This is a genomic window from Streptomyces sp. NPDC051180 (assembly GCF_040689545.1).
Taxonomy (GTDB): Bacteria; Actinomycetota; Actinomycetes; order Streptomycetales; family Streptomycetaceae; genus Streptomyces.
This window is the reverse complement of record NZ_JBFBBC010000013.1, coordinates 33127-51533: the sequence shown is the minus strand read 5'-3', so window position 1 is coordinate 51533 and position 18407 is coordinate 33127. Positions and strand designations below refer to the sequence as shown.

General features: G+C 71.2%; 18 protein-coding genes. 7 read left to right on the top strand and 11 right to left on the bottom strand.

What is annotated here, in order from left to right; translation table 11 throughout:
- Positions 1 to 33 precede the first annotated feature (33 nt).
- A complete protein-coding gene (locus tag AB0424_RS22860; RefSeq protein WP_366308230.1) occupies positions 34 to 1050 on the bottom strand; it encodes an agmatine deiminase family protein in 1017 nt (338 codons plus the stop codon).
- 165 nt (positions 1051 to 1215) lie between these two features.
- Between AB0424_RS22860 and AB0424_RS22855 the strand changes: the two genes are divergently transcribed.
- Positions 1216 to 2637: a cytosine permease gene (locus AB0424_RS22855; protein WP_366308228.1), complete on the top strand. Its 1422-nt coding sequence runs from the start codon at positions 1216 to 1218 to the stop codon at positions 2635 to 2637.
- A gap of 2 nt (positions 2638 to 2639) precedes the next feature.
- Here AB0424_RS22855 and AB0424_RS22850 read toward each other — a convergent pair whose 3' ends face one another.
- The 3 genes from AB0424_RS22850 to AB0424_RS22840 form a co-directional block, all read right to left on the bottom strand.
- The gene (locus tag AB0424_RS22850; protein ID WP_366308226.1) at positions 2640 to 3728 is read right to left on the bottom strand and encodes a branched-chain amino acid aminotransferase; all 1089 of its coding nucleotides are present in this window, start codon (positions 3726 to 3728) and stop codon (positions 2640 to 2642) included.
- A gap of 255 nt (positions 3729 to 3983) precedes the next feature.
- A complete protein-coding gene (locus tag AB0424_RS22845; protein ID WP_366308224.1) occupies positions 3984 to 5024 on the bottom strand; it encodes a 3-isopropylmalate dehydrogenase in 1041 nt (346 codons plus the stop codon).
- Positions 5025 to 5114: 90 nt separating this feature from the next.
- Positions 5115 to 5246, bottom strand: a complete 132-nt coding sequence (locus AB0424_RS22840) for a hypothetical protein (RefSeq protein WP_017235997.1) — start codon at positions 5244 to 5246, stop codon at positions 5115 to 5117.
- A gap of 291 nt (positions 5247 to 5537) precedes the next feature.
- On the opposite strand from AB0424_RS22840, the gene AB0424_RS22835 reads away from it, so the two are divergent.
- The 3 genes from AB0424_RS22835 (at position 5538) to AB0424_RS22825 (ending at position 7601) form a co-directional block, all read left to right on the top strand.
- Positions 5538 to 5879: a PadR family transcriptional regulator gene (locus tag AB0424_RS22835; RefSeq protein ID WP_366308222.1), complete on the top strand. Its 342-nt coding sequence runs from the start codon at positions 5538 to 5540 to the stop codon at positions 5877 to 5879.
- Positions 5876 to 6595: a hypothetical protein gene (locus AB0424_RS22830; protein ID WP_366308220.1), complete on the top strand. Its 720-nt coding sequence runs from the start codon at positions 5876 to 5878 to the stop codon at positions 6593 to 6595. Before AB0424_RS22835 ends, AB0424_RS22830 begins: the two co-directional genes overlap by 4 nt.
- A 118-nt stretch (positions 6596 to 6713) precedes the next feature.
- Complete coding sequence (locus AB0424_RS22825) at positions 6714 to 7601, top strand: alpha/beta fold hydrolase (protein ID WP_366308218.1); 888 nt, start codon at positions 6714 to 6716, stop codon at positions 7599 to 7601.
- A 37-nt stretch (positions 7602 to 7638) separates the two neighbouring features.
- Here AB0424_RS22825 and AB0424_RS22820 read toward each other — a convergent pair whose 3' ends face one another.
- Complete coding sequence (locus AB0424_RS22820) at positions 7639 to 8094, bottom strand: MarR family transcriptional regulator (protein ID WP_366308216.1); 456 nt, start codon at positions 8092 to 8094, stop codon at positions 7639 to 7641.
- Between the two features lie 134 nt (positions 8095 to 8228).
- Between AB0424_RS22820 and AB0424_RS22815 the strand changes: the two genes are divergently transcribed.
- The gene (locus tag AB0424_RS22815) at positions 8229 to 9212 is read left to right on the top strand and encodes a zinc-binding alcohol dehydrogenase family protein (protein WP_366308214.1); all 984 of its coding nucleotides are present in this window, start codon (positions 8229 to 8231) and stop codon (positions 9210 to 9212) included.
- A 74-nt stretch (positions 9213 to 9286) separates the two neighbouring features.
- Here the strand turns inward: AB0424_RS22815 and pruA are convergent, their stop codons facing one another.
- Positions 9287 to 10918, bottom strand: a complete 1632-nt coding sequence (gene pruA / locus AB0424_RS22810; RefSeq protein WP_366308212.1) for an L-glutamate gamma-semialdehyde dehydrogenase — start codon at positions 10916 to 10918, stop codon at positions 9287 to 9289.
- 30 nt (positions 10919 to 10948) lie between these two features.
- A complete protein-coding gene (locus AB0424_RS22805; RefSeq protein WP_366308210.1) occupies positions 10949 to 11875 on the bottom strand; it encodes a proline dehydrogenase family protein in 927 nt (308 codons plus the stop codon).
- A 184-nt stretch (positions 11876 to 12059) separates the two neighbouring features.
- Between AB0424_RS22805 and AB0424_RS22800 the strand changes: the two genes are divergently transcribed.
- On the top strand, positions 12060 to 13172 hold the full coding sequence (locus AB0424_RS22800; protein WP_366308208.1) for a helix-turn-helix domain-containing protein: 1113 nt from the start codon (positions 12060 to 12062) through the stop codon (positions 13170 to 13172).
- A 110-nt stretch (positions 13173 to 13282) separates the two neighbouring features.
- On the top strand, positions 13283 to 14275 hold the full coding sequence (locus AB0424_RS22795) for an NAD(P)-dependent alcohol dehydrogenase (RefSeq protein ID WP_366308473.1): 993 nt from the start codon (positions 13283 to 13285) through the stop codon (positions 14273 to 14275).
- Here AB0424_RS22795 and AB0424_RS22790 read toward each other — a convergent pair.
- The 4 genes from AB0424_RS22790 to ilvN form a co-directional block, all read right to left on the bottom strand.
- On the bottom strand, positions 14247 to 14828 hold the full coding sequence (locus tag AB0424_RS22790; RefSeq protein ID WP_366308206.1) for a TetR/AcrR family transcriptional regulator: 582 nt from the start codon (positions 14826 to 14828) through the stop codon (positions 14247 to 14249). The two genes, AB0424_RS22795 and AB0424_RS22790, sit on opposite strands and share 29 nt — an antisense overlap.
- A 76-nt stretch (positions 14829 to 14904) precedes the next feature.
- Entirely contained in the window at positions 14905 to 16494 is a 1590-nt protein-coding gene (gene serA / locus AB0424_RS22785; protein ID WP_366308204.1) for a phosphoglycerate dehydrogenase, read from the bottom strand.
- 237 nt (positions 16495 to 16731) lie between these two features.
- A complete protein-coding gene (ilvC, locus tag AB0424_RS22780; protein ID WP_366308202.1) occupies positions 16732 to 17733 on the bottom strand; it encodes a ketol-acid reductoisomerase in 1002 nt (333 codons plus the stop codon).
- A gap of 119 nt (positions 17734 to 17852) precedes the next feature.
- Positions 17853 to 18380 carry an acetolactate synthase small subunit gene (gene ilvN, locus AB0424_RS22775; RefSeq protein WP_351909000.1) on the bottom strand — a complete coding sequence of 176 codons (528 nt, stop codon included), beginning with the start codon at positions 18378 to 18380 and terminating at the stop codon, positions 17853 to 17855.
- Positions 18381 to 18407: the final 27 nt, after the last annotated feature.

Here is an 18407-nt window from a genome sequence, read left to right as displayed (position 1 = left end):
CACTCGTACGTTCTACCTCATGGTCCGTGCGGGTCAGACCCTCGGCTGCTGCTGGGTGATGCAGTGGATGCCGCCGCCGCCGGCGAAGATCGTGCGGGCGTCGACCAGGGTGACCGTGCGCTCGGGGAAGAGGCGGCGGAAGATCTCGGCGGCCAGCTCGTCGTGCGGGTCGTCGAAGGCGCAGAGGACGACGCCGTCGTTGCAGAGGTAGTGGTTGATGTACGAGTAGTCGACCCAGTCGCCGTCCTCGTCCTTCAGGACGGTGGGGGCCGGGACCTCGATGACCTCCAGCGGCCGCCCCTGGGCGTCGGTCTGTCCGCGGAGGAGCTCGACGTAGAGGCGGGAGCGCTCGTAGTCGGGGTGGGCCGGGTCCTGCTGGCTGTGGACGAGGACGGTGCCGGGGCGGGCGAAGGCGGCGACGATGTCGACGTGGCCCTGCGTGCCGTAGAGGCCGTAGTCGCCGGCGAGGCCGTGCGGGAGCCAGATGGCCTTCGTGGTGCCGAGCCGGGCGTGGATCTCGGTCTCGACCTGCTCGCGGGTCCACTCGGGGTTGCGGCCGGCGCCGAGCTGGACGGTGTCGGTGAGGAGGACGGTGCCCTCGCCGTCGACGTGGAGGGCGCCGCCCTCGTTGACCAGGGTGCTGCTCTGCACGCGGACGCCGGCGACGTCCGCGACATGGCGGGCGATCTTGGAGTCGTGCTCCCAGCGGGCCCAGTCCTGGGCGCCCCAGCCGTTGAAGACCCAGTCCACGGCGGCGAGTTCGGTGCCGTCGGTGACGAAGGTCGGGCCGATGTCACGCATCCAGGCGTCGTCGAGCTCGCGCTCGACGAGGTCGATCTCCGGACCGAGGAGCGCGGCGGCCGACTCGGTGTCGCCGGGGGCGACCACCATGGTGACCGGCTCGAAGGCGCGGACGGCACGGGCCACCGACGCCCACGCGGCACGCGCCTCGGCGAGCTCCTCGGCGTTCGTGAAGGTGGGGTTGGCGCCGGGCCAGGCCATCCAGGTGCGCTCGTGCGGCATCCACTCGGCGGGCATACGGAAGGTCATCGGAAGTCCTCGGGAAGCTCGAAGGAAGGGCGACGGCATGGCCACGGGTTTGAACGCCACTCTAAATGCAAATCGGCAGTCTTCCAAGGATTGACGTGCCGGTCGACCTGAGGTCACATTGAGCGGCACTCAAAACCAGCGTCACGCCCGTCCCCAGGAGGCCGCATGCCGATAGAACAGCGCGGAGTCGACACCATCCCCGAGGCCGAACGCACCAGCGGCCCCCGCGACCTCGTCTCGATCCTGCTCGGATCCAACCTCTGCCTGGGGGTGATCGTCTTCGGCTGGCTGCCCGTCTCCTTCGGCCTCGGCTTCTGGGCGTCGGTCACCTCCGTCGTGACCGGCACGGTGGCCGGCGTCGCCGTCACCGCCCCGCTGGCCCTGGTCTCCCTGCGCACCGCCACCAACCTCTCCACCTCCTCCGGCGCCTTCTTCGGCGTCCGCGGCCGGCTCGTCGGCTCGGTGGTCGGACTGCTGCTCTCGCTCGGCTACACCGCGCTGACCCTCTGGATCGGTGGCGACGTCATGGTCGGGACCCTCGCCCGGCTCGTCGGCCTGCCGACCGGCGGTGCGGCGCACGCCTCGGTGTACGCGCTGCTCGCGGCCTGCACGGTGGTCGCCGCGGTGTACGGCTACCGGCTGCTGCTCCGCCTCAGCAAGGCGCTCGCGGTGGGCATGACCGTCCTGCTCGCCGTCGGGATCGCCGCCTACGCCGGGGACTTCACGACGGCGGCGGTCGCGGACACCCCGTACCTGCTCGGTTCGTTCTGGCCGACGTGGCTGTTCTCCGCGGTCGCCGCCGGACTCAGCGGACCGGTCGCCTTCATCACCCTGCTCGGCGACTACACCCGGTACGTCTCCCCCGAGCGCCACAGCCCTCGGAAGGTGTGGCGGGCCACCTGTCTGGGCCTGCTCGTCGGCCTCCTCGTCCCCCAGCTCTTCGGCACCTTCACCGCACTGGCGTCCCGCGGCGGGCTCGACTACGCGGGCCCGCTCGTCGCCGCCTCGCCCGCCTGGTACCTGGTGCCGCTGCTCCTCGCGGCCACCGCCGGCTCCGTCGGCAACGCCGGTCTGATGCTCTACTCGATGGGGCTCGACCTGGACGCGATCCTGCCCAGGGCCACCCGCGCGCACGCCACGCTCGTGGTCGCGGCGGTGGCGACCGTCTTCGTCTTCCTCGGTCACTTCGCCTCGGACGCCCAGACCGCCATGACCTCGTTCGTCCTGCTGCTCACCGCCATCGGCACCCCGTGGGCGGTGATCACCCTGATCGGGCACGCGCGGTGCGGCGGCACGTACGACCCGGAGGCCCTCCAGGTCTTCAACAACCGCTCGCGCGGCGGGGTCTACTGGTTCTCCGCGGGCTGGCACCCGCGCGCCACCGTCTCCTGGGCGATCGGCGCCGCCGTCGGACTCGCCGCCGTCTCGACGCCCCTCTACGAGGGACCGCTGCTCGCCCTCACGGGCGGGATCGACTGCAGCTTCGTGTTCTCGGGGATCGTCGGCGGCGCGCTGTACGCCGCCCTGACGCCGAACAGGGCTCCCGGGACCACGACGGCCCCGGAAGCCCTGGCTGCCGCGGAGTAGGACTAGCCCAGCTGGTGCATCCAGCCGTGGACGTCCTCCGCCTTGCCGGTCTGGATGGCGAGGAGCGTCTCGCGGAGCTTCATCGTGACCTCGCCGGGCTCGCCGCCCGAGTGGTGCCACTCGCCCCGGGCGGACTTCACCGTGCCGACCGGGGTGATCACGGCGGCGGTGCCGCAGGCGAAGACCTCCGTCAGGGTGCCGTTCGCGCTGTCGTCCTGCCACTGGTCGATGGAGATCCGGGCCTCCTCCGACTCGTAGCCGAGGTCCTCGGCGACCTTGAGGAGGGAGTCGCGGGTGATGCCCGCGAGCAGCGAACCGGTGAGGGTGGGCGTGACGATCTTGTTCCCGTACACGAAGTACAGGTTCATGCCGCCCAGTTCCTCGACCCACTTGTGCTCGACCGCGTCGAGGTAGGCGACCTGGATGCAGCCCTTCTCGGCGGCCTCGGCCTGGGCGAGCAGGGAGGCGGCGTAGTTGCCGCCGGTCTTGGCGTCGCCGACGCCGCCGGGGACGGCGCGGACACGGTCCTCGGAGGCCCAGATGGCGACCGGCTTGACGCCCGCCGGGAAGTACGCGCCGGCCGGGGAGGCGATGACCACGAACAGGTACTCGTTGGCCGGGCGGACGCCCAGGCCGACCTCGGTCGCGATCATGAACGGGCGCAGGTAGAGGGACTCCTCGCCGCCGTGCGCAGGCACCCACGCCTGGTCCTGGCGGACCAGGGCGTCACACGCCTCGATGAAGGTCTCGACCGGCAGCTCCGGCATGCCGAGCCGGCGCGCGGAGTACTGGAAGCGGCGGCCGTTGGCGTCGGGGCGGAAGGTGGCGACCGTGCCGTCGGGGCGGCGGTACGCCTTCAGGCCCTCGAAGATCTCCTGCGCGTAGTGGAGGACGCTGGTGGCCGGGTCGAGGTGCAGCGGGCCGTACGGCACGAGCTGCCCGTCGTGCCAGCCACGCCCCTCGGTCCACCGGATGGTGACCATGTGGTCGGTGAAGTGGCGGCCGAACCCGGGGTTGGCCAGGATCGCCTCGCGCTCCGCGTCGGACAGCGGGCTGGAGGAGGGCTTGAGCTCGATGGTGGGCGTCGTCATGAGTGCGTGTCCTTCACCGGTTGTGTGTGTCGGACCGCGCTCACGCCTCAGTCTGCGGCTGACGCCCCCGGTACGAGGACGTCCGAGCATGCCCGCATGCCGCGGCCCCACGTTCGATTATCGCTCGTGGGGGCCGGTGCACGAAACGGGTGAACACGGTCCAGGGTTCGATGGTGGCACCCTGCGGCCGCACAGGTACAGCCGCCGGGCGCTGAGGCGACCCGGCGGCTGCTGTGGAGAGTCAGTCGGCGCGGGTCAGCTCGCTACTCGCGCGGCGAGCGCGTCGCCGATCTCGTCCGTCGTGCGGACGGTGTCGCCGCGCTCGGTGAGGTCGGCCGCGACGGCCTCCTCGACCCGGGCGGCCTCGGCCTCGTAGCCGAGGTGGCGCAGCAGGAGGGCGACGGAGAGGACGGTGGCCGTGGGATCGGCCTTGCCCTGGCCCGCGATGTCCGGCGCGGAGCCGTGGACCGGCTCGAACATGGACGGGAACGCGCCGCTCGGGTTGATGTTGCCCGAGGCGGCGACGCCGATGCCGCCGGAGACGGCCGCGGCGAGGTCGGTGATGATGTCGCCGAAGAGGTTGTCGGTGACGATGACGTCGAAGCGGGCCGGGTCGGTGACGAGGAAGATCGTCGCGGCGTCGACGTGCAGGTAGTCGGTCGTGACCTCGGGGAACTCGGTCGCGACCTTGGCGAAGACGTCCGTCCAGAGGTGGCCGGCGAAGGTCAGCACGTTGTTCTTGTGGACCAGCGTCAGCTTCTTGCGCGGACGGGCCTGGGCGCGGGCGAAGGCGTCCCGGACCACGCGCTCGACACCGAAGGCGGTGTTGACCGAGACCTCGGTGGCGACCTCGTGCGGGGTGCCCTTGCGGATGGTGCCGCCGTTGCCCGTGTAGGGGCCCTCGGTGCCCTCGCGGACGACCACGAAGTCGATCGCGGGCTGGCCGGCGAGCGGGGTGGCGACGCCGGGGAGCAGCTTCGACGGTCGCAGGTTCACGTGGTGGTCGAAGGCGAAGCGGAGCTTCAGGAGGAAGCCGCGCTCCAGGACGCCGGACGGCACCGACGGGTCGCCGATGGCGCCGAGCAGGATGGCGTCGTGCTTCTTGAGGGAGTCGAGGTCGGCGTCGGTGAGGGTCTCACCGGTGGCGTGGTAGCGCTTGGCGCCGAAGTCGTACTCCTCGGTCTCCAGCTTCACGTCCTGGGGAAGGACGGCCGCGAGGATCTTGAGGCCCTGGGCCACGACCTCCTGGCCGATGCCGTCGCCGGGGATGACTGCGAGATTGATGCTGTGAGACATGTCGGCACCCTACTCTTCGTCCCATCGTCTGACACGTTCCGTCCGCCATGTGGACGAACGGACAGTCGTACGGCGGGCCGGACGGGCGGATCAGTGGCCGGTGGACCCGCCGTTGTCGCGGCGGTCGAGGGCGCGCTGGAGGGCGGCCGCGGCGTTCTGGCGGGCCTCGTCGCTGGGACGGTTGGCGGAGTGGCGGACGCGGGGGGCGGTCTGAACGGCCATGAGGGATCGACTCCTTGAGATCAGTGGTGATCCGGGCGTGCGGAGATCAGTGGTGATCGAAGGCGCCGGCAGGGGCGGGGAGCGTCGCCGCAGGGGTTGCCTGCACAGGGCGTCGTGCTCTCGGCCGCCATTCGCTTGATGAAGCGAGACGTTCGGCTTCTACAAAGCTAGGGCAGCCCTCCTCATCTGTCTCCACAATTACTCGGACTTCCTACTATCTGAGACGGCCACCTGGGAGACGGGAACGCCATCTAGATTGCATTCCTACCTAGGTAGTGCTGAGATGTACCCATGGCCGCAGACCGCAGATCCAGCTGGCTCAAGGGAGTCCTCGACCTGCTCGTCCTCTCCTGTCTGACCCACGGCGAGAGTTACGGGTACGAGATCGCCAAGGCGCTCGCCGAGGCGGGACTCGGCGAGATCAAGGGCGGGACGCTCTATCCCGTGCTGAACCGCCTGGAGCAGGCGGAGCTCGTCGAGGCCGAGTTCCGCGCCGCCGAGCGCGGACCCGGGCGCCGCTACTACCGGCTCACCGCCCTGGGCCGGACCCGGCTCGCGGAGGAGGGCGCGGCCTGGACGGAGTTCCACCGGGCCGTACGGACACAACTGCACGCAGGGGGAACCGCACCATGACCACCGACGCCTATTTCGCCGAGCTGACGGAGGCGCTGCGCGCCGCGGGCGTGACCGAGGAACAGATCGCGCGGACGACCGACGAGCTGCGCGGACACCTCGCGGAGACGGGGACCGCGCCGGAGGAGGAGTTCGGTCCGGCCGCCCGGTTCGCGGAAGGGCTCGGCGGCCTCGCCCCGGCGCCCGGTGAACCGGACGACGCGGCGGAGCACTGGACGTGGACCGCCGACCTCTTCAACGACCGCCGGATGCTGGCCGTCCACGGCGACCAGGGCTGGGAGGTCGAGTCGCTCGACGCGCTCGGCCGGTTCGTCTGCCGCCGGGCCCCGGGGATCGCGCTCGCCTGGGAGTACCGCCGAGAGGTGATCAAGGGCGGGCGCCGGGGCCAGGTCCTGGGCGAGCTGGAGCCGGAGGGCTGGGAGCTCTGCGGCGAGTGGCTGGTGTACGGGTACTTCAAGCGCCCGAAGGCGGCCACCGACGGGCCCGCCGGGGCCCGGTCCACCGTCCCGGCGACCCCCGCGAAGTGGCTGTTCCTGAGCCGGCGCGGCAAGGCGCTGCTCGGCGCCTGGTGCGCCGTCGTCGCCGCCGCGTACTTCGCCCTGGGCCTGCCGGGATACGCGGTGGTCTTCGTCGCCCTGGGCAGCGCCGTCACGGCGGCGCTCACGGCCAGGCTGGAGACCGAGCGCGGTCGCGTGGCGGCGGGACGCGAGGGCTGACCGGCCGGTGCGGTGGCGCCGCACCGACACAACTAACCCCTTAATTGCCATTGACAGGTTAGAGAGAGACGTGATGGAGTCCTCTCGTAACCAGTGACACGCAATTAAGGGGTTAGAGATGTCCGTGCTGCCGACCCACCACCGCACCGTCACCGTCCGGGGCCACGAGATCGCGTACCGCGAGGCGGGCCCCGCCGACGCCCCCGTACTGCTGCTGCTGCACGGCTTCCCCACCAGCTCGCACATGTTCCGCGACCTGATCCCGCTGCTCGCCCCGCACTACCGGCTGATCGCCCCCGACCACCTCGGCTTCGGCCGCAGCGCCGCCCCCTCGGCCTCCGACTTCGACTACACCTTCGCCGAACTGGCCTCACTCACGGACGAGTTCACCCAGGCGCTGGGGCTGGAGCGGTACGCCCTCTACATCCAGGACTACGGCGCCCCCATCGGCCTGCGCCTCGCCCTCGCCCACCCGGAGCGGGTCACCGCGATCATCAGCCAGAACGGCAACGCGTACGAGGAGGGCCTCGGCGCCGACGCCTGGGCCCCGGTCCTCGCCCTCATCGCGGACCGCACCCCCGAGACCGAGGAGCCGGTCCGCGCGATCCGCTCCCTCGACGGCATCAGGTGGCAGTACGAGACCGGCGTCCCCGAGGGCTACCGGGACCGGCTGAGCCCCGACGCCTGGCACCACGACGCCGCACTGATGGCCCGCGAGGGCCAGGACGACATCCAGCTCGGCCTCATCGCCGACTACGGCGCCAACTTCGCCCTCTACCCGGCCTTCCAGGAGTACTTCCGCACCAGCGGGGTGCCGCTCCTCGCCGTCTGGGGCGAGGGCGACCAGGTCTTCGTCCCGGCGGGCGCCGCGGCCTTCCGCCGCGACCTCCCGGACGCCGAGGTCCACCTGCTCCCCACCGGCCACTTCGCCCTGGAGACCCACGCGCCGGCCGTCGCGGACCTGATCGGCGACTTCCTGGCCCGCCGCGTCCCGAAGGAGGCGTGAGGCCGCCCCTGTCGCCGACCTTCCGGCCCGGACCCCGTCAGCGGGTCCGGGCCGGCGGCGTCTGGTCGACGAGGACCGCCGTCGTGCGATCGAGGAGATCGCAGAGCGCGGCGTGCTCGGCGGGCGTGAACGCGTCGGTGAGCGCCCGCTCGAGGACGATCACCTCCTCGTACGCCCGCCCCAGCACGGCCAGCCCCTCGTCCGTCGGCGTGACGATCTGGACCTTGGCGTGCACGGGTGACGGGTCACGGCGGACGAGCCCCTTGCCCTCCATGGTGGCGACGACGCTGGCCATGCTCTGCTGGGTCACCCCGCAGGCGCGCGCCGCCTGGGCCGCGGACATGCCGCCCTCCCGCGAGAGGGCGAGCAGCACGGTGTACTGCGTCATGGTCAGCCCGTGCCCGCGCAGCACCGCCTCGTGGTGCGCCATCAACGCCTGTTCCGCACGCCTGATCCGGCTGCAGAGGTACTCCTCGACGGGCATGTCCGCCATGCGCCCACTCCCTCATTCCCGCACTCCGGCACCCACACTCACAGAATCCTGTGTTGACTCAGGTACCTGTCACACATACCGTTCCCGGCGACGACCTGTCACAGGATACTGAGTCAGCACAGGAGGCTGCTTCCATGAGGGCGATCGTTCTCGACGGCGACGACCACTACCGCATCACCGAGCTCGACACCCCCGCGCCCGGCCCCGGCGAGGTCGCGCTCCGCGTGGCCTACGCCGGCGTCCAGTGGGGCGACACGATGGTGAAGGACGGCCTCTTCCCGGTGCCCCGTCCCTTCGTCCCCGGCTTCGAGGCGTCCGGGCACATCGTCGCGGTCGGCCCGGGCGTCGACGGAGGCCGCGTCGGGGAGGCCGTCACCGCGCTCGCCGCGGGCGGCGCCCACGCCGAGGTGGTCGTCGTACCGGCGGCCCTCGCGCTCGCCGTCGGCGAGCTGCCGCTGCGGACGGCGGCGGCGTTCGGCTGGTCCACGCCGACCGCCTACGACCTCGTCCACACCGTCGCCCGTGTGCGTGCGGGCGACCGGGTCCTGATCCACGGCGCGGCCGGCGCCGTCGGCGGCCAGGCCGCGCAGTTCGCCCGGCTGGCCGGCGCCGACCGGATCGTCGGCGTGGCCGGGAGCGCCGACCGGGCCGCCTACGCCGCCCGGTCCGGCTTCGACGAGGTCCTGCTGCGCGGGGACCTCCCGGCCGGACTCGGCGACGAACGGTTCGACGTGGTCCTCGACCCGGTCGGCGGCCCGACCCGGCAGGCCGGTCTGCGCGCCCTGGCGCCACACGGACGCCTCGTCGCGTACGGCGCGCTCGGGGGACACGCACCCGTCCTCGCCGACAGCGACGCGCTGCTCGGGGACGGCGGATCGCTGATGACCTACAACGGCGCCCTGCTGAGCCGGACGCACCCCGAACGCCTCGCCGACTCCGCCCGCCGCGCCCTCGGTCTGCTGGCCGAGGGACGGATCTCCGTCGACGTCACCGCGGAGTACGACCCGGCCGAGCTCGGCCTCGCGGTGCGCAGGCTGCGCGAGGGCGCCACGCACGGCAAGAGCGTGCTCCGCGTGGCCGGGGGGTTCGACACCCCGCCCGGACCGGTCGGCGCATGAGAACCGCCCCCGTCCTCGGTTGGGGGACCGGGGAGGGGGGCGGTGTCAGGGGGCCTCTACGAGGCGGGCGGGCGTCAGCCCATGTGCGGGTAGCCGTACTCGGTCGGCGGGACCAGCGTCTCCTTGATGGCGCGGGTCAGCGTCCAGCGCATCAGGTTCTGCGGGGCGCCGGCCTTGTCGTTCGTACCCGAGGCGCGGCCGCCGCCGAAGGGCTGCTGGCCGACGACGGCGCCGGTCGACTTGTCGTTGATGTAGAAGTTGCCCGCGGCGAAGCGGAGCTTCTCCATCGTGTACGCGGCCGCCGCGCGGTCGCCGGAGATGACCGAGCCGGTGAGGGCGTAGTCCGAGACCGACTCCATCTGGGTCAGCATCGCGTCGTAGTTCTCGTCCTCGTACACGTGGATCGCGAGGATCGGGCCGAAGTACTCGGCCTTGAAGACCTCGTTCTCCGGGTCGGTGCAGGCGATGACCGTCGGGCGGACGAAGTAGCCGACCGAGTCGTCGTAGGTGCCACCGGCGACGATCGTGCAGGTCGGGTCGGCCGCGGCACGGTCGATCGCGGCCTTGTTCTTGGCGAACGAGCGCTCGTCGATGACGGCGCCGATGAAGTTCGACAGGTCGGTGACGTCACCCATGGTGATGCCGTCGACCTCGGCCGCGAACTCCTCCTTGAAGCCGTCGTTCCAGATGGAGGCCGGAACGTAGGCACGCGAGGACGCGGAGCACTTCTGGCCCTGGAACTCGAAGGAGCCACGGGTCAGCGCGGTCTTCAGGATGGCGCGGTCGGCGCTGGGGTGGGCGACGACGAAGTCCTTGCCGCCGGTCTCGCCCACGATCCGCGGGTACGAGCGGTACTTCTCGATGTTGGTGCCGACCGTCTTCCACAGGTGCTGGAAGGTGCGGGTCGAGCCGGTGAAGTGGATGCCGGCCAGGTCGCGGTGGTTCAGGGCCACCTCGGAGACGGCGATGCCGTCGCCGGTCACCAGGTTGATGACGCCCTTGGGCAGGCCGGCCTCCTCCAGGAGCTCCATGAGGAGCACGGCGGAGTGGGTCTGCGTCGGGGACGGCTTCCAGACCACCACGTTGCCCATGAGGGCGGGGGCGGTGGGCAGGTTGCCCGCGATGGCCGTGAAGTTGAACGGCGTGATCGCGTAGACGAAGCCCTCCAGCGGGCGGTGGTCCAGACGGTTCCACACACCCGGGGAGTTGGCCGGCGGCTGCTCGGCCAGGATCTGGCGGGCGTAGGCCACGTTGAAGCGCCAGAAGTCGACGAGCTCGCACGGGGTGTCGATCTCGGCCTGCTGCGCGGTCTTCGACTGGCCGAGCATGGTGGACGCGGCCAGCGTCTCGCGCCACGGGCCGGCCAGCAGCTCGGCGGCGCGCAGGATGATCGCGGCGCGGTCGTCGAAGGACATCGCGCGCCAGGCCGGGGCCGCGGCCAGGGCCGCGTCGATCGCGTCCTGGGCGTCCTGCTCGGTGGCGCCGCGGAAGGTGCCGATGACGGCCGCGTGGTTGTGCGGCTGGACGACCTTGAACTCCTCGCCGCCGCCGAGACGCTTCACGCCGCCGATGGTCATCGGCAGCTCGCGCGGGTTCTCGGCCAGCTCCTTGAGCTTGGTCTCCAGGCGGGAGCGCTCGGGGGAACCGGGGGCGTAGCCGTGCACCGGCTCGTTGACCGGAGCGGGGACCTGGGTGACAGCGTCCATGAGTCTCGATACTCCTTGTGAGAGGTGGGCTCAGCCCTTGGTGAGGATGGAGCGGACGAAGAAGAGCAGGTTGGCCGGCTTCTCCGCGAGGCGGCGCATGAAGTAGCCGTACCAGTCGGTGCCGTAGGCGGTGTACACGCGCATGCGGTGCCCCTCGGCGGCGAGCCGGTTCTGCTCCTCCGTGCGGATGCCGTACAGCATCTGGAACTCGTACTCGTCCAGCTTGCGCCCGGCGCGGCGCGCGAGCTCCTGGCCGACGGAGATCAGTCGCGGGTCGTGGGAGCCGATCATCGGGTAGCCCTCGCCGTCCATCAGGATCTTCATGATCCGGACGTACGCCTTGTCGATCTCGGGCTTGTCCTGGATGGCGACGGAGGCGGGCTCCTTGTAGGCGCCCTTCACGATGCGGACGCGGGAGCCCTCGGCCGCGAGGCGGCGGGCGTCGTCCTCGGTGCGGAAGAGGTACGCCTGGATGACGCAGCCGGTCTGCGGGAAGGACTTCCGCAGCTCCGTGTGGATGGCGAACATCGAGTCGAGGGTGGTGTGGTCCTCGGCGTCCAGGGTGACCGTGGTGCCGATCTCGGCGGCGGCCTCGACGACCGGGCGGACGTTCGCGAGGGCCAGCTCGTGGCCGTTCTCCAGCGACTGCCCGAACATCGACAGCTTGACGGACATCTCGGCGCGCTCGCCGAGGCCCAGCTCCTTGAGGCGGCCGATGAGCTCCAGGTAGGCGTCGCGCGCGGCGTGCGACTGCTCGACGGTGGTGATGTCCTCACCGACGACGTCGAGGGTGACCTCCAGGCCGCGGTCGCTCAGCTCGCGGACGATCGGCACGACGTCGTCGACCGACTCGCCGGCGATGAAGCGGGCGACGACCTGCTTGGTCCCGGGGGCGGCCGACACGAAACGGCGCATCTTGTCGCTGCGCGACGCGGCGAGGATCACGGGACCCAGCACGGGGCACCTCCAGAAAGTGCATGAGGAGAAGGGGGCCATAGCCGGATCAAGGGAACGAACCGGGAACAGCACGGAGAACCACCGTGAAACCTATGGATCGCTCCGATCCTCTGCCATCGACAGCTGTCACGCATCCGTACGCGCCCTCTCATACACATGTCTGAAAGGGTGCGAGAATGGCGTCGTGAAGGGCGATTACCAAGAACTGGTCGACGAGATCTCCGCCCTGCTGGGCGCCCCGGCGACGCTGGAGAACCGCGATTTCGGGCTGATCGCCTTCGGGGCGCACGACAGCGACGACGACACCGCCATGGACCCCGTCCGGACCCGGTCGATCCTGACCCGGAAGTCCACGCCGGCGGTCCGCGCCTGGTTCGAGGGGTACGGCATCACCCGGGCGACCGGCCCGGTCCGCATCCCGGCCGCCCCCGACGCGGGAGTCTTCCGGGACCGCATCTGCCTGCCGGTACGCCATCGGGGTGTCGTCCTCGGGTACGTCTGGCTGCTCGACGCCGAGCCCGGCCCCTCGCCCGACCGGCTGGCCGCCGCCATGGACGTCGCCGCCCGCATCGGCGACCTCCTCGCCGACGAGGAGCGGGCGGACGCCGACCTCTCCCGCGAGTTCGTCGCCGTGCTGACCGCCGGGCGCGGCTGGCAGAGCGACATGGCCGTCGCGGCGCTCCGGGCCGCCCTCGGCCCCAGCGCGGACGGCCTGCACACCCTCGTCTGCGTGACGCCCTGGCGGGGCGAGGCCCCCTCGATCCGGGCGGTGTCCGGCGCGGCGGCGGTCGCCACCCTCCCGGAGGGCGACTCCCTCGCCGTCCTCGTACGGCTGCGCACGGCCGAGGACCTCTCCCCCGCCCACGCGGCCGCGGAACGGCTGCGCGGCGCGGCGCCGGCCGGCATCGCGACCCCCCGCCGGGGCCTCACCGAGCTCCCGGCGGCCTGGCGCGAGGCCAGCACGGCGGCGCGTGCCGCCTCCGCCCAGCCGACGCTCGGCCCGGTCGCCGAGTGGGCCGGGATCGGCCCGTACCGCCTGCTCGCCGCGCTCTACCACCCCGAGATCGACCCCGTCGTCGCCCCGCTGCTCGCCCCCGCCCACGCCGAACTGGCCCGGACCGCCGAGGTGTTCCTCGACCACGCGGGCCAGGCGGGCCGCACGGCGGCCGCCCTGGGCATCCACCGACAGACCCTCTACTACCGGCTGTCCCGGGTCGAACAGCTCACGGGTCTGGACCTGGACGACGGCGAGGACCGCCTGCTGCTCCACATGTCCCTGAAGTCGGCCAAGCTGTAAGCCTCCGGGGCGATGCCCCCTCAGGGCCGCGTCGGGGTCGTCCCCGATACCCCGGAGCCTCCGGGCGCCCTACCGTCGTGGTGGAGACGGAGAACGAGCGAGGGGGCTTCATGAAGGCGTGGGTGCAGGACCGGTACGGATCGGCGGACGTGCTGGAGTTCGCCGAGGTGGAGAGACCGGTGCCGGGCGAGCGGGAGGTACTGGTCCGCGTCCACGCCGCCGCCGTCAACGCGGCCGACTGGCACCTGATGCGGGGCGACCCGTACGTGGCCAGGCTCGCCCTCGGCCTGCGAAGACCGAAGGAGCGGATCAGGGGCAGGGACTTCGCGGGCCGCGTCGAGGCCGTGGGCGCCGGGGTGACCGGGCTGCGCCCCGGCGACGAGGTCTTCGGCGAGGCGCCCGGGACGTTCGCCGAGTACGTCTGCGCCTCGGAGGAGGCGACGGAGCGCAAGCCGGCCGGCCTGACCTTCGAGCAGGCGGCGGCGATCCCGCTGGCGGGCAACACCGCCCTGATGGGGCTGCGGGACCTGGGGAACGTGCGGCCGGGCGGGAAGGTACTGGTCAACGGGGCCTCCGGCGGCGTCGGGACCTTCGCCGTACAACTGGCCAAGGCGTTCGGCGCCGAGGTGACGGGGGTGTGCAGCGCCCGGAACGCCTCGCTGGTGCTGGGGCTCGGCGCGGACCGGGTCGTGGACTACACCCGGGAGGACTTCACCGCCGGCCCGGACCGCTACGACCTGGTGTTCGACCTGGTGGGCAACCGGTCGCTGGCCGACCTCCGCCGGACCCTCTCCCCCACCGGTGCGCTCGTCCTCTCCGGCGGGGGCGTCTTCGAGGGCGGCAGCGTCTTCGGGCCGATGGCGCTGATCGTCAAGGGGCAGCTGCTCTCCCGGTTCTCCGGCCGCCGGCTCCACGTCCTCACGGCCGAGCCGAGCCGGGAGAACCTGGCGGCGCTGCGGGAGTTCGCCGAGAGCGGCGCCGTCGTCCCGGTCGTCGAGCGGACCTATCCGCTGGCCGAGGCGGCGCGCGCCCTGCGGTACGTCGAGGAGGAGCACGCCCGCGCCAAGGTGGTCCTCAGCTGTCCTCCCCCATCAGGACCCTGAGCCCCGCGGTGAGGTCGTCCGCGCTCGGCGCCGTCTCCGGGTCGACCATCCACTGGATCATCACGCCGGTGGCCAGCGCCTGGCAGAGCAGTCCGGCGACCCTGGCCTTCTCGGGGTCGGCCTCCGGGTCGATGCCGAGGAAGCCCTCGGCCATCCCGAGCCGCCCCTCGCGCTGCGGCTCCTTGATGGCGTCGCGCAGCTTCTCGTCGTCGTCCAGCCGGGTGACGATCTCGGTCTGCAGCTTCCAGACCGGCCGGCTCGCCTCGGCCGCGCCGATCACCTGCTCCCAGACGGCGTGGAAGCGCCGGTACGGGTCGGCCGGCAGCTCGCGCCTCCGCTCGCCGGAGCCGGCGGGGCCGACCTGCTCCCCCCACTCCTCGGTGAGCGCAAGGAACGCCTGCTGGAGCAGGGCGTCCTTGGAGCCGTAGTGGTAGCCGATGGAGGCCAGGTTGGTGCCGGACGCGGCAACGATGTCGCGCGCGGTGGTGCGCCCGTACCCCTTCTCCAGCAGGCAGCGCTTGGCGCCTTCGAGCAGGTCTTCCTTGTGTCCCATGACAGCACTGTACCCGGCCGCTAGACGCTCGTGTAAGACGAACGTCTAGCGACCGGGTACGGGGTCCGGGCGAGCGTCAGATCAGGTTGACCGAACGGGCCGAGGCCGCGCCGATCTCCTGCGCGATCTCCGCGAGGACCGGAGCCGGGACGGTGTCGTCCACGGTCAGGACGACGAGCGCCTCGCCGCCCTCCTCCGCGCGCGCCACCTGCATGCCCGCGATGTTCAGACCGGCCTCGCCGAGGATGCGGCCGACCGTGCCGACGACGCCGGGACGGTCCTCGTAGCGCAGCACGACCATGTGGTCGGCGAGCGCCACGTCCACGTCGTAGTCGCCGACCGCGACGATCTTCTGGAGGTGCTTGGGACCGGCCAGGGTGCCGGAGACCGACACCTCCTCGCCGCTCGACAGCGTGCCGCGCACGGTGACCACGTTGCGGTGGTCGGGCGACTCGGAGCTCGTCGTCAGCCGCACCTCGACACCGCGCTCCTGCGCGAACAGCGGGGCGTTGACGTACGAGACGGTCTCGTCGACGACGTCCTCGAACACGCCCTTGAGCGCGGAGAGTTCGAGCACCTTCACGTCGTGCTGGGTGATCTCGCCGTACACCTCGACGTCGAGGCGGGCCGCGACCTCGCCCGCGAGCGCGGTGAAGATGCGGCCGAGCTTCTCGGCGAGCGGCAGACCCGGCTTCACGTCCTCGGCGATGACACCGCCCTGGACGTTGACCGCGTCCGGGACCAGCTCGCCGGCGAGCGCCAGGCGCACCGAACGGGCGACCGCGATACCGGCCTTCTCCTGGGCCTCGTCCGTGGACGCGCCGAGGTGCGGGGTGCAGACCACCTGGTCGAGCTCGAACAGCGGGGAGTCCGTGCAGGGCTCCTTCGCGTACACGTCGAGGCCCGCGCCGGCGACCCGGCCCTCCTTGAGGGCGGTGTAGAGCGCCGCCTCGTCCACGATCCCGCCGCGCGCGGCGTTGACGATCCGGACCGAGGGCTTGACCTTGTGCAGCGCCTCGTCGCCGATGAGACCGAGGGTCTCCGGGGTCTTCGGCAGGTGGACGGTGATGAAGTCCGCGACCTCCAGGAGCTCGTCCAGGGCCAGCAGCTTCACCCCCATCTGGGCGGCGCGGGCGGGCTGCACGTAGGGGTCGTACGCGACGATCTTCATGCCGAAGGCGGACATGCGCTGGGCGACCAGGACGCCGATGCGGCCGAGGCCGACGACACCGAGGGTCTTCTCGCTCAGCTCGACGCCCGTGTACTTGTTGCGCTTCCACTCGCCGTTCTTCAGCGCGGTGTTGGCCTGCGGGATGTTGCGCGCGGTGGCGACGAGCAGACCGCACGCGAGCTCGGCGGCGGTGACGATGTTGGACGTCGGGGCGTTGACGACCATGACGCCGGCCTTGGTGGCGGCGGAGACGTCGACGTTGTCCAGACCGACACCCGCGCGGGCGACGACCCGCAGCTTGTTCGCGGCGGCGAGGGCCTCGGCGTCGACCTTGGTCGCGGAACGGACCAGGATCGCGTCCACATCGGCGATGGCGGGGATCAGCTCGGCGCGGTCGGCACCGTTGCAGTGTCGGATCTCGAAGTCCGGGCCCAGCGCGTCGACGGTGGCGGGCGACAGCTCTTCAGCGATGAGTACGACAGGTTTCGAGCTCACGTGAGTCCTCACAGGTCCAGTGCGGACGGCCGTCCCGACGGCCGCAGGCGGTGGAGGGGGCTTGCCGCGTGAAAGCGCACGACGCTGTGGGCCTGACGCGTATGTTGTTGAGCAGTGTAGTGCTGTGCCGGCGCACTTCATGCGCCTCGTTGGAAGGATCACCCGTCCGTGGTTGGACGAGGTGTCCAACGATGCGGGAAGGGGCCGGACATGGTGTCCGGCCCCCGCCCGGGAGGCTTACGCCTCCTCGTCGTTCACCCAGCTCATGAGCTTCCGCAGCTCCTTGCCGGTGGTCTCCAGGAGGTGGTTGGCGTCCTGGGTCTTGTACTCGTTGTACTTCTTCAGACCGCCGTGGTACTCCGCCATCCACTCCTTGGCGAAGGTGCCGTCCTGGATCTCCGCGAGGACCTTCTTCATCTCGGCCTTGGTGGCGTCGGTGATGATCCGCGGGCCGGTGACGTAGTCGCCCCACTCGGCGGTCTCGGAGACGGACCAGCGCATCTTCTCCAGGCCGCCCTCGTACATGAGGTCGACGATGAGCTTCAGCTCGTGGAGGCACTCGAAGTACGCGATCTCCGGCTGGTAGCCGGCCTCGGTCAGGGTCTCGAAGCCCGCCTTGACCAGCGCCGCGGTGCCACCGCAGAGGACGGCCTGCTCGCCGAACAGGTCGGTCTCGGTCTCCTCGGTGAAGGTCGTCTTGATGACGCCGGCGCGGGTGCCGCCGATGCCCTTGGCGTACGAGAGCGCCAGGTCGAACGCCTTGCCGGTGGCGTCCTGCTCGACGGCCGCGATGCACGGGACGCCGCGGCCCTCCTCGTACTGACGGCGGACCAGGTGGCCCGGGCCCTTCGGGGCGACCAGGGCGACGTCGACGCCCTCGGGGACCTTGATGAAGCCGTAGCGGACGTTCAGGCCGTGACCGAAGAAGAGCGCGTCGCCCTCCTTCAGGTGGTCCTTGATGGACTCCTCGTAGACCTGGGCCTGGATCGGGTCCGGGGTCAGGATCATGATGAGGTCGGCCTCGGCCGCGGCCTCGGCGACGGAGACGACGCGCAGACCCTGCTCCTCGGCCTTGGCCTTGGACTTCGAGCCCTCCTGGAGACCGACGCGGACGTCGACACCGGAGTCACGGAGCGACAGCGCGTGGGCGTGGCCCTGGCTGCCGTAGCCGATCACCGCGACCTTGCGGCCCTGGATGATGGACAGGTCTGCGTCGGCGTCGTAGAACAGCTCGGCCACTGGAAATCTCCTTGAGGTGCTGGTGTTGCGTCCCACCGTACGGCGGGGAGCGGGAGGTAGGTTTTCGGGTCTCGTCAGTCGGACCGCCGGATGGACCGGCGGTCGACCTCCGATGACTCTCAGGCGCTGCGGTCGAGCGCCCGCAGGGACCGGTCCGTGATGGACCGGGAACCACGCCCTATGGCGATCGTGCCGGACTGGACGAGCTCCTTCACGCCGAACTGCTCGAGCATCTTGAGCATCGCGTCGAGCTTGTCACTCGAACCGGTGGCCTCGATGGTGACCGCCTCGGGCGAGACGTCCACGGTCTTGGCGCGGAACAGCTGCACGATCTCGACGATCTGGGAGCGGGTCTCGTTGTCGGCGCGGACCTTCACCAGGACGAGCTCGCGCTGGATCGCGGCGCTGGGCTCGAGTTCGACGATCTTCAGGACGTTGACCAGCTTGTTGAGCTGCTTGGTCACCTGCTCCAGGGGCAGGCCCTCGACATTGACCACGATGGTGATGCGGGAGATGTCGGGGTGCTCGGTGATGCCGACGGCGAGGGAGTCGATGTTGAAGCCGCGGCGGGAGAACAGGGCGGCGATCCGGGCGAGGATGCCGGGCGTGTTCTCGACGAGAACGGAGAGCGTGTGCTTGGTGGACATGGTCTGGGTCTCTTCCTTTTCGCTCTG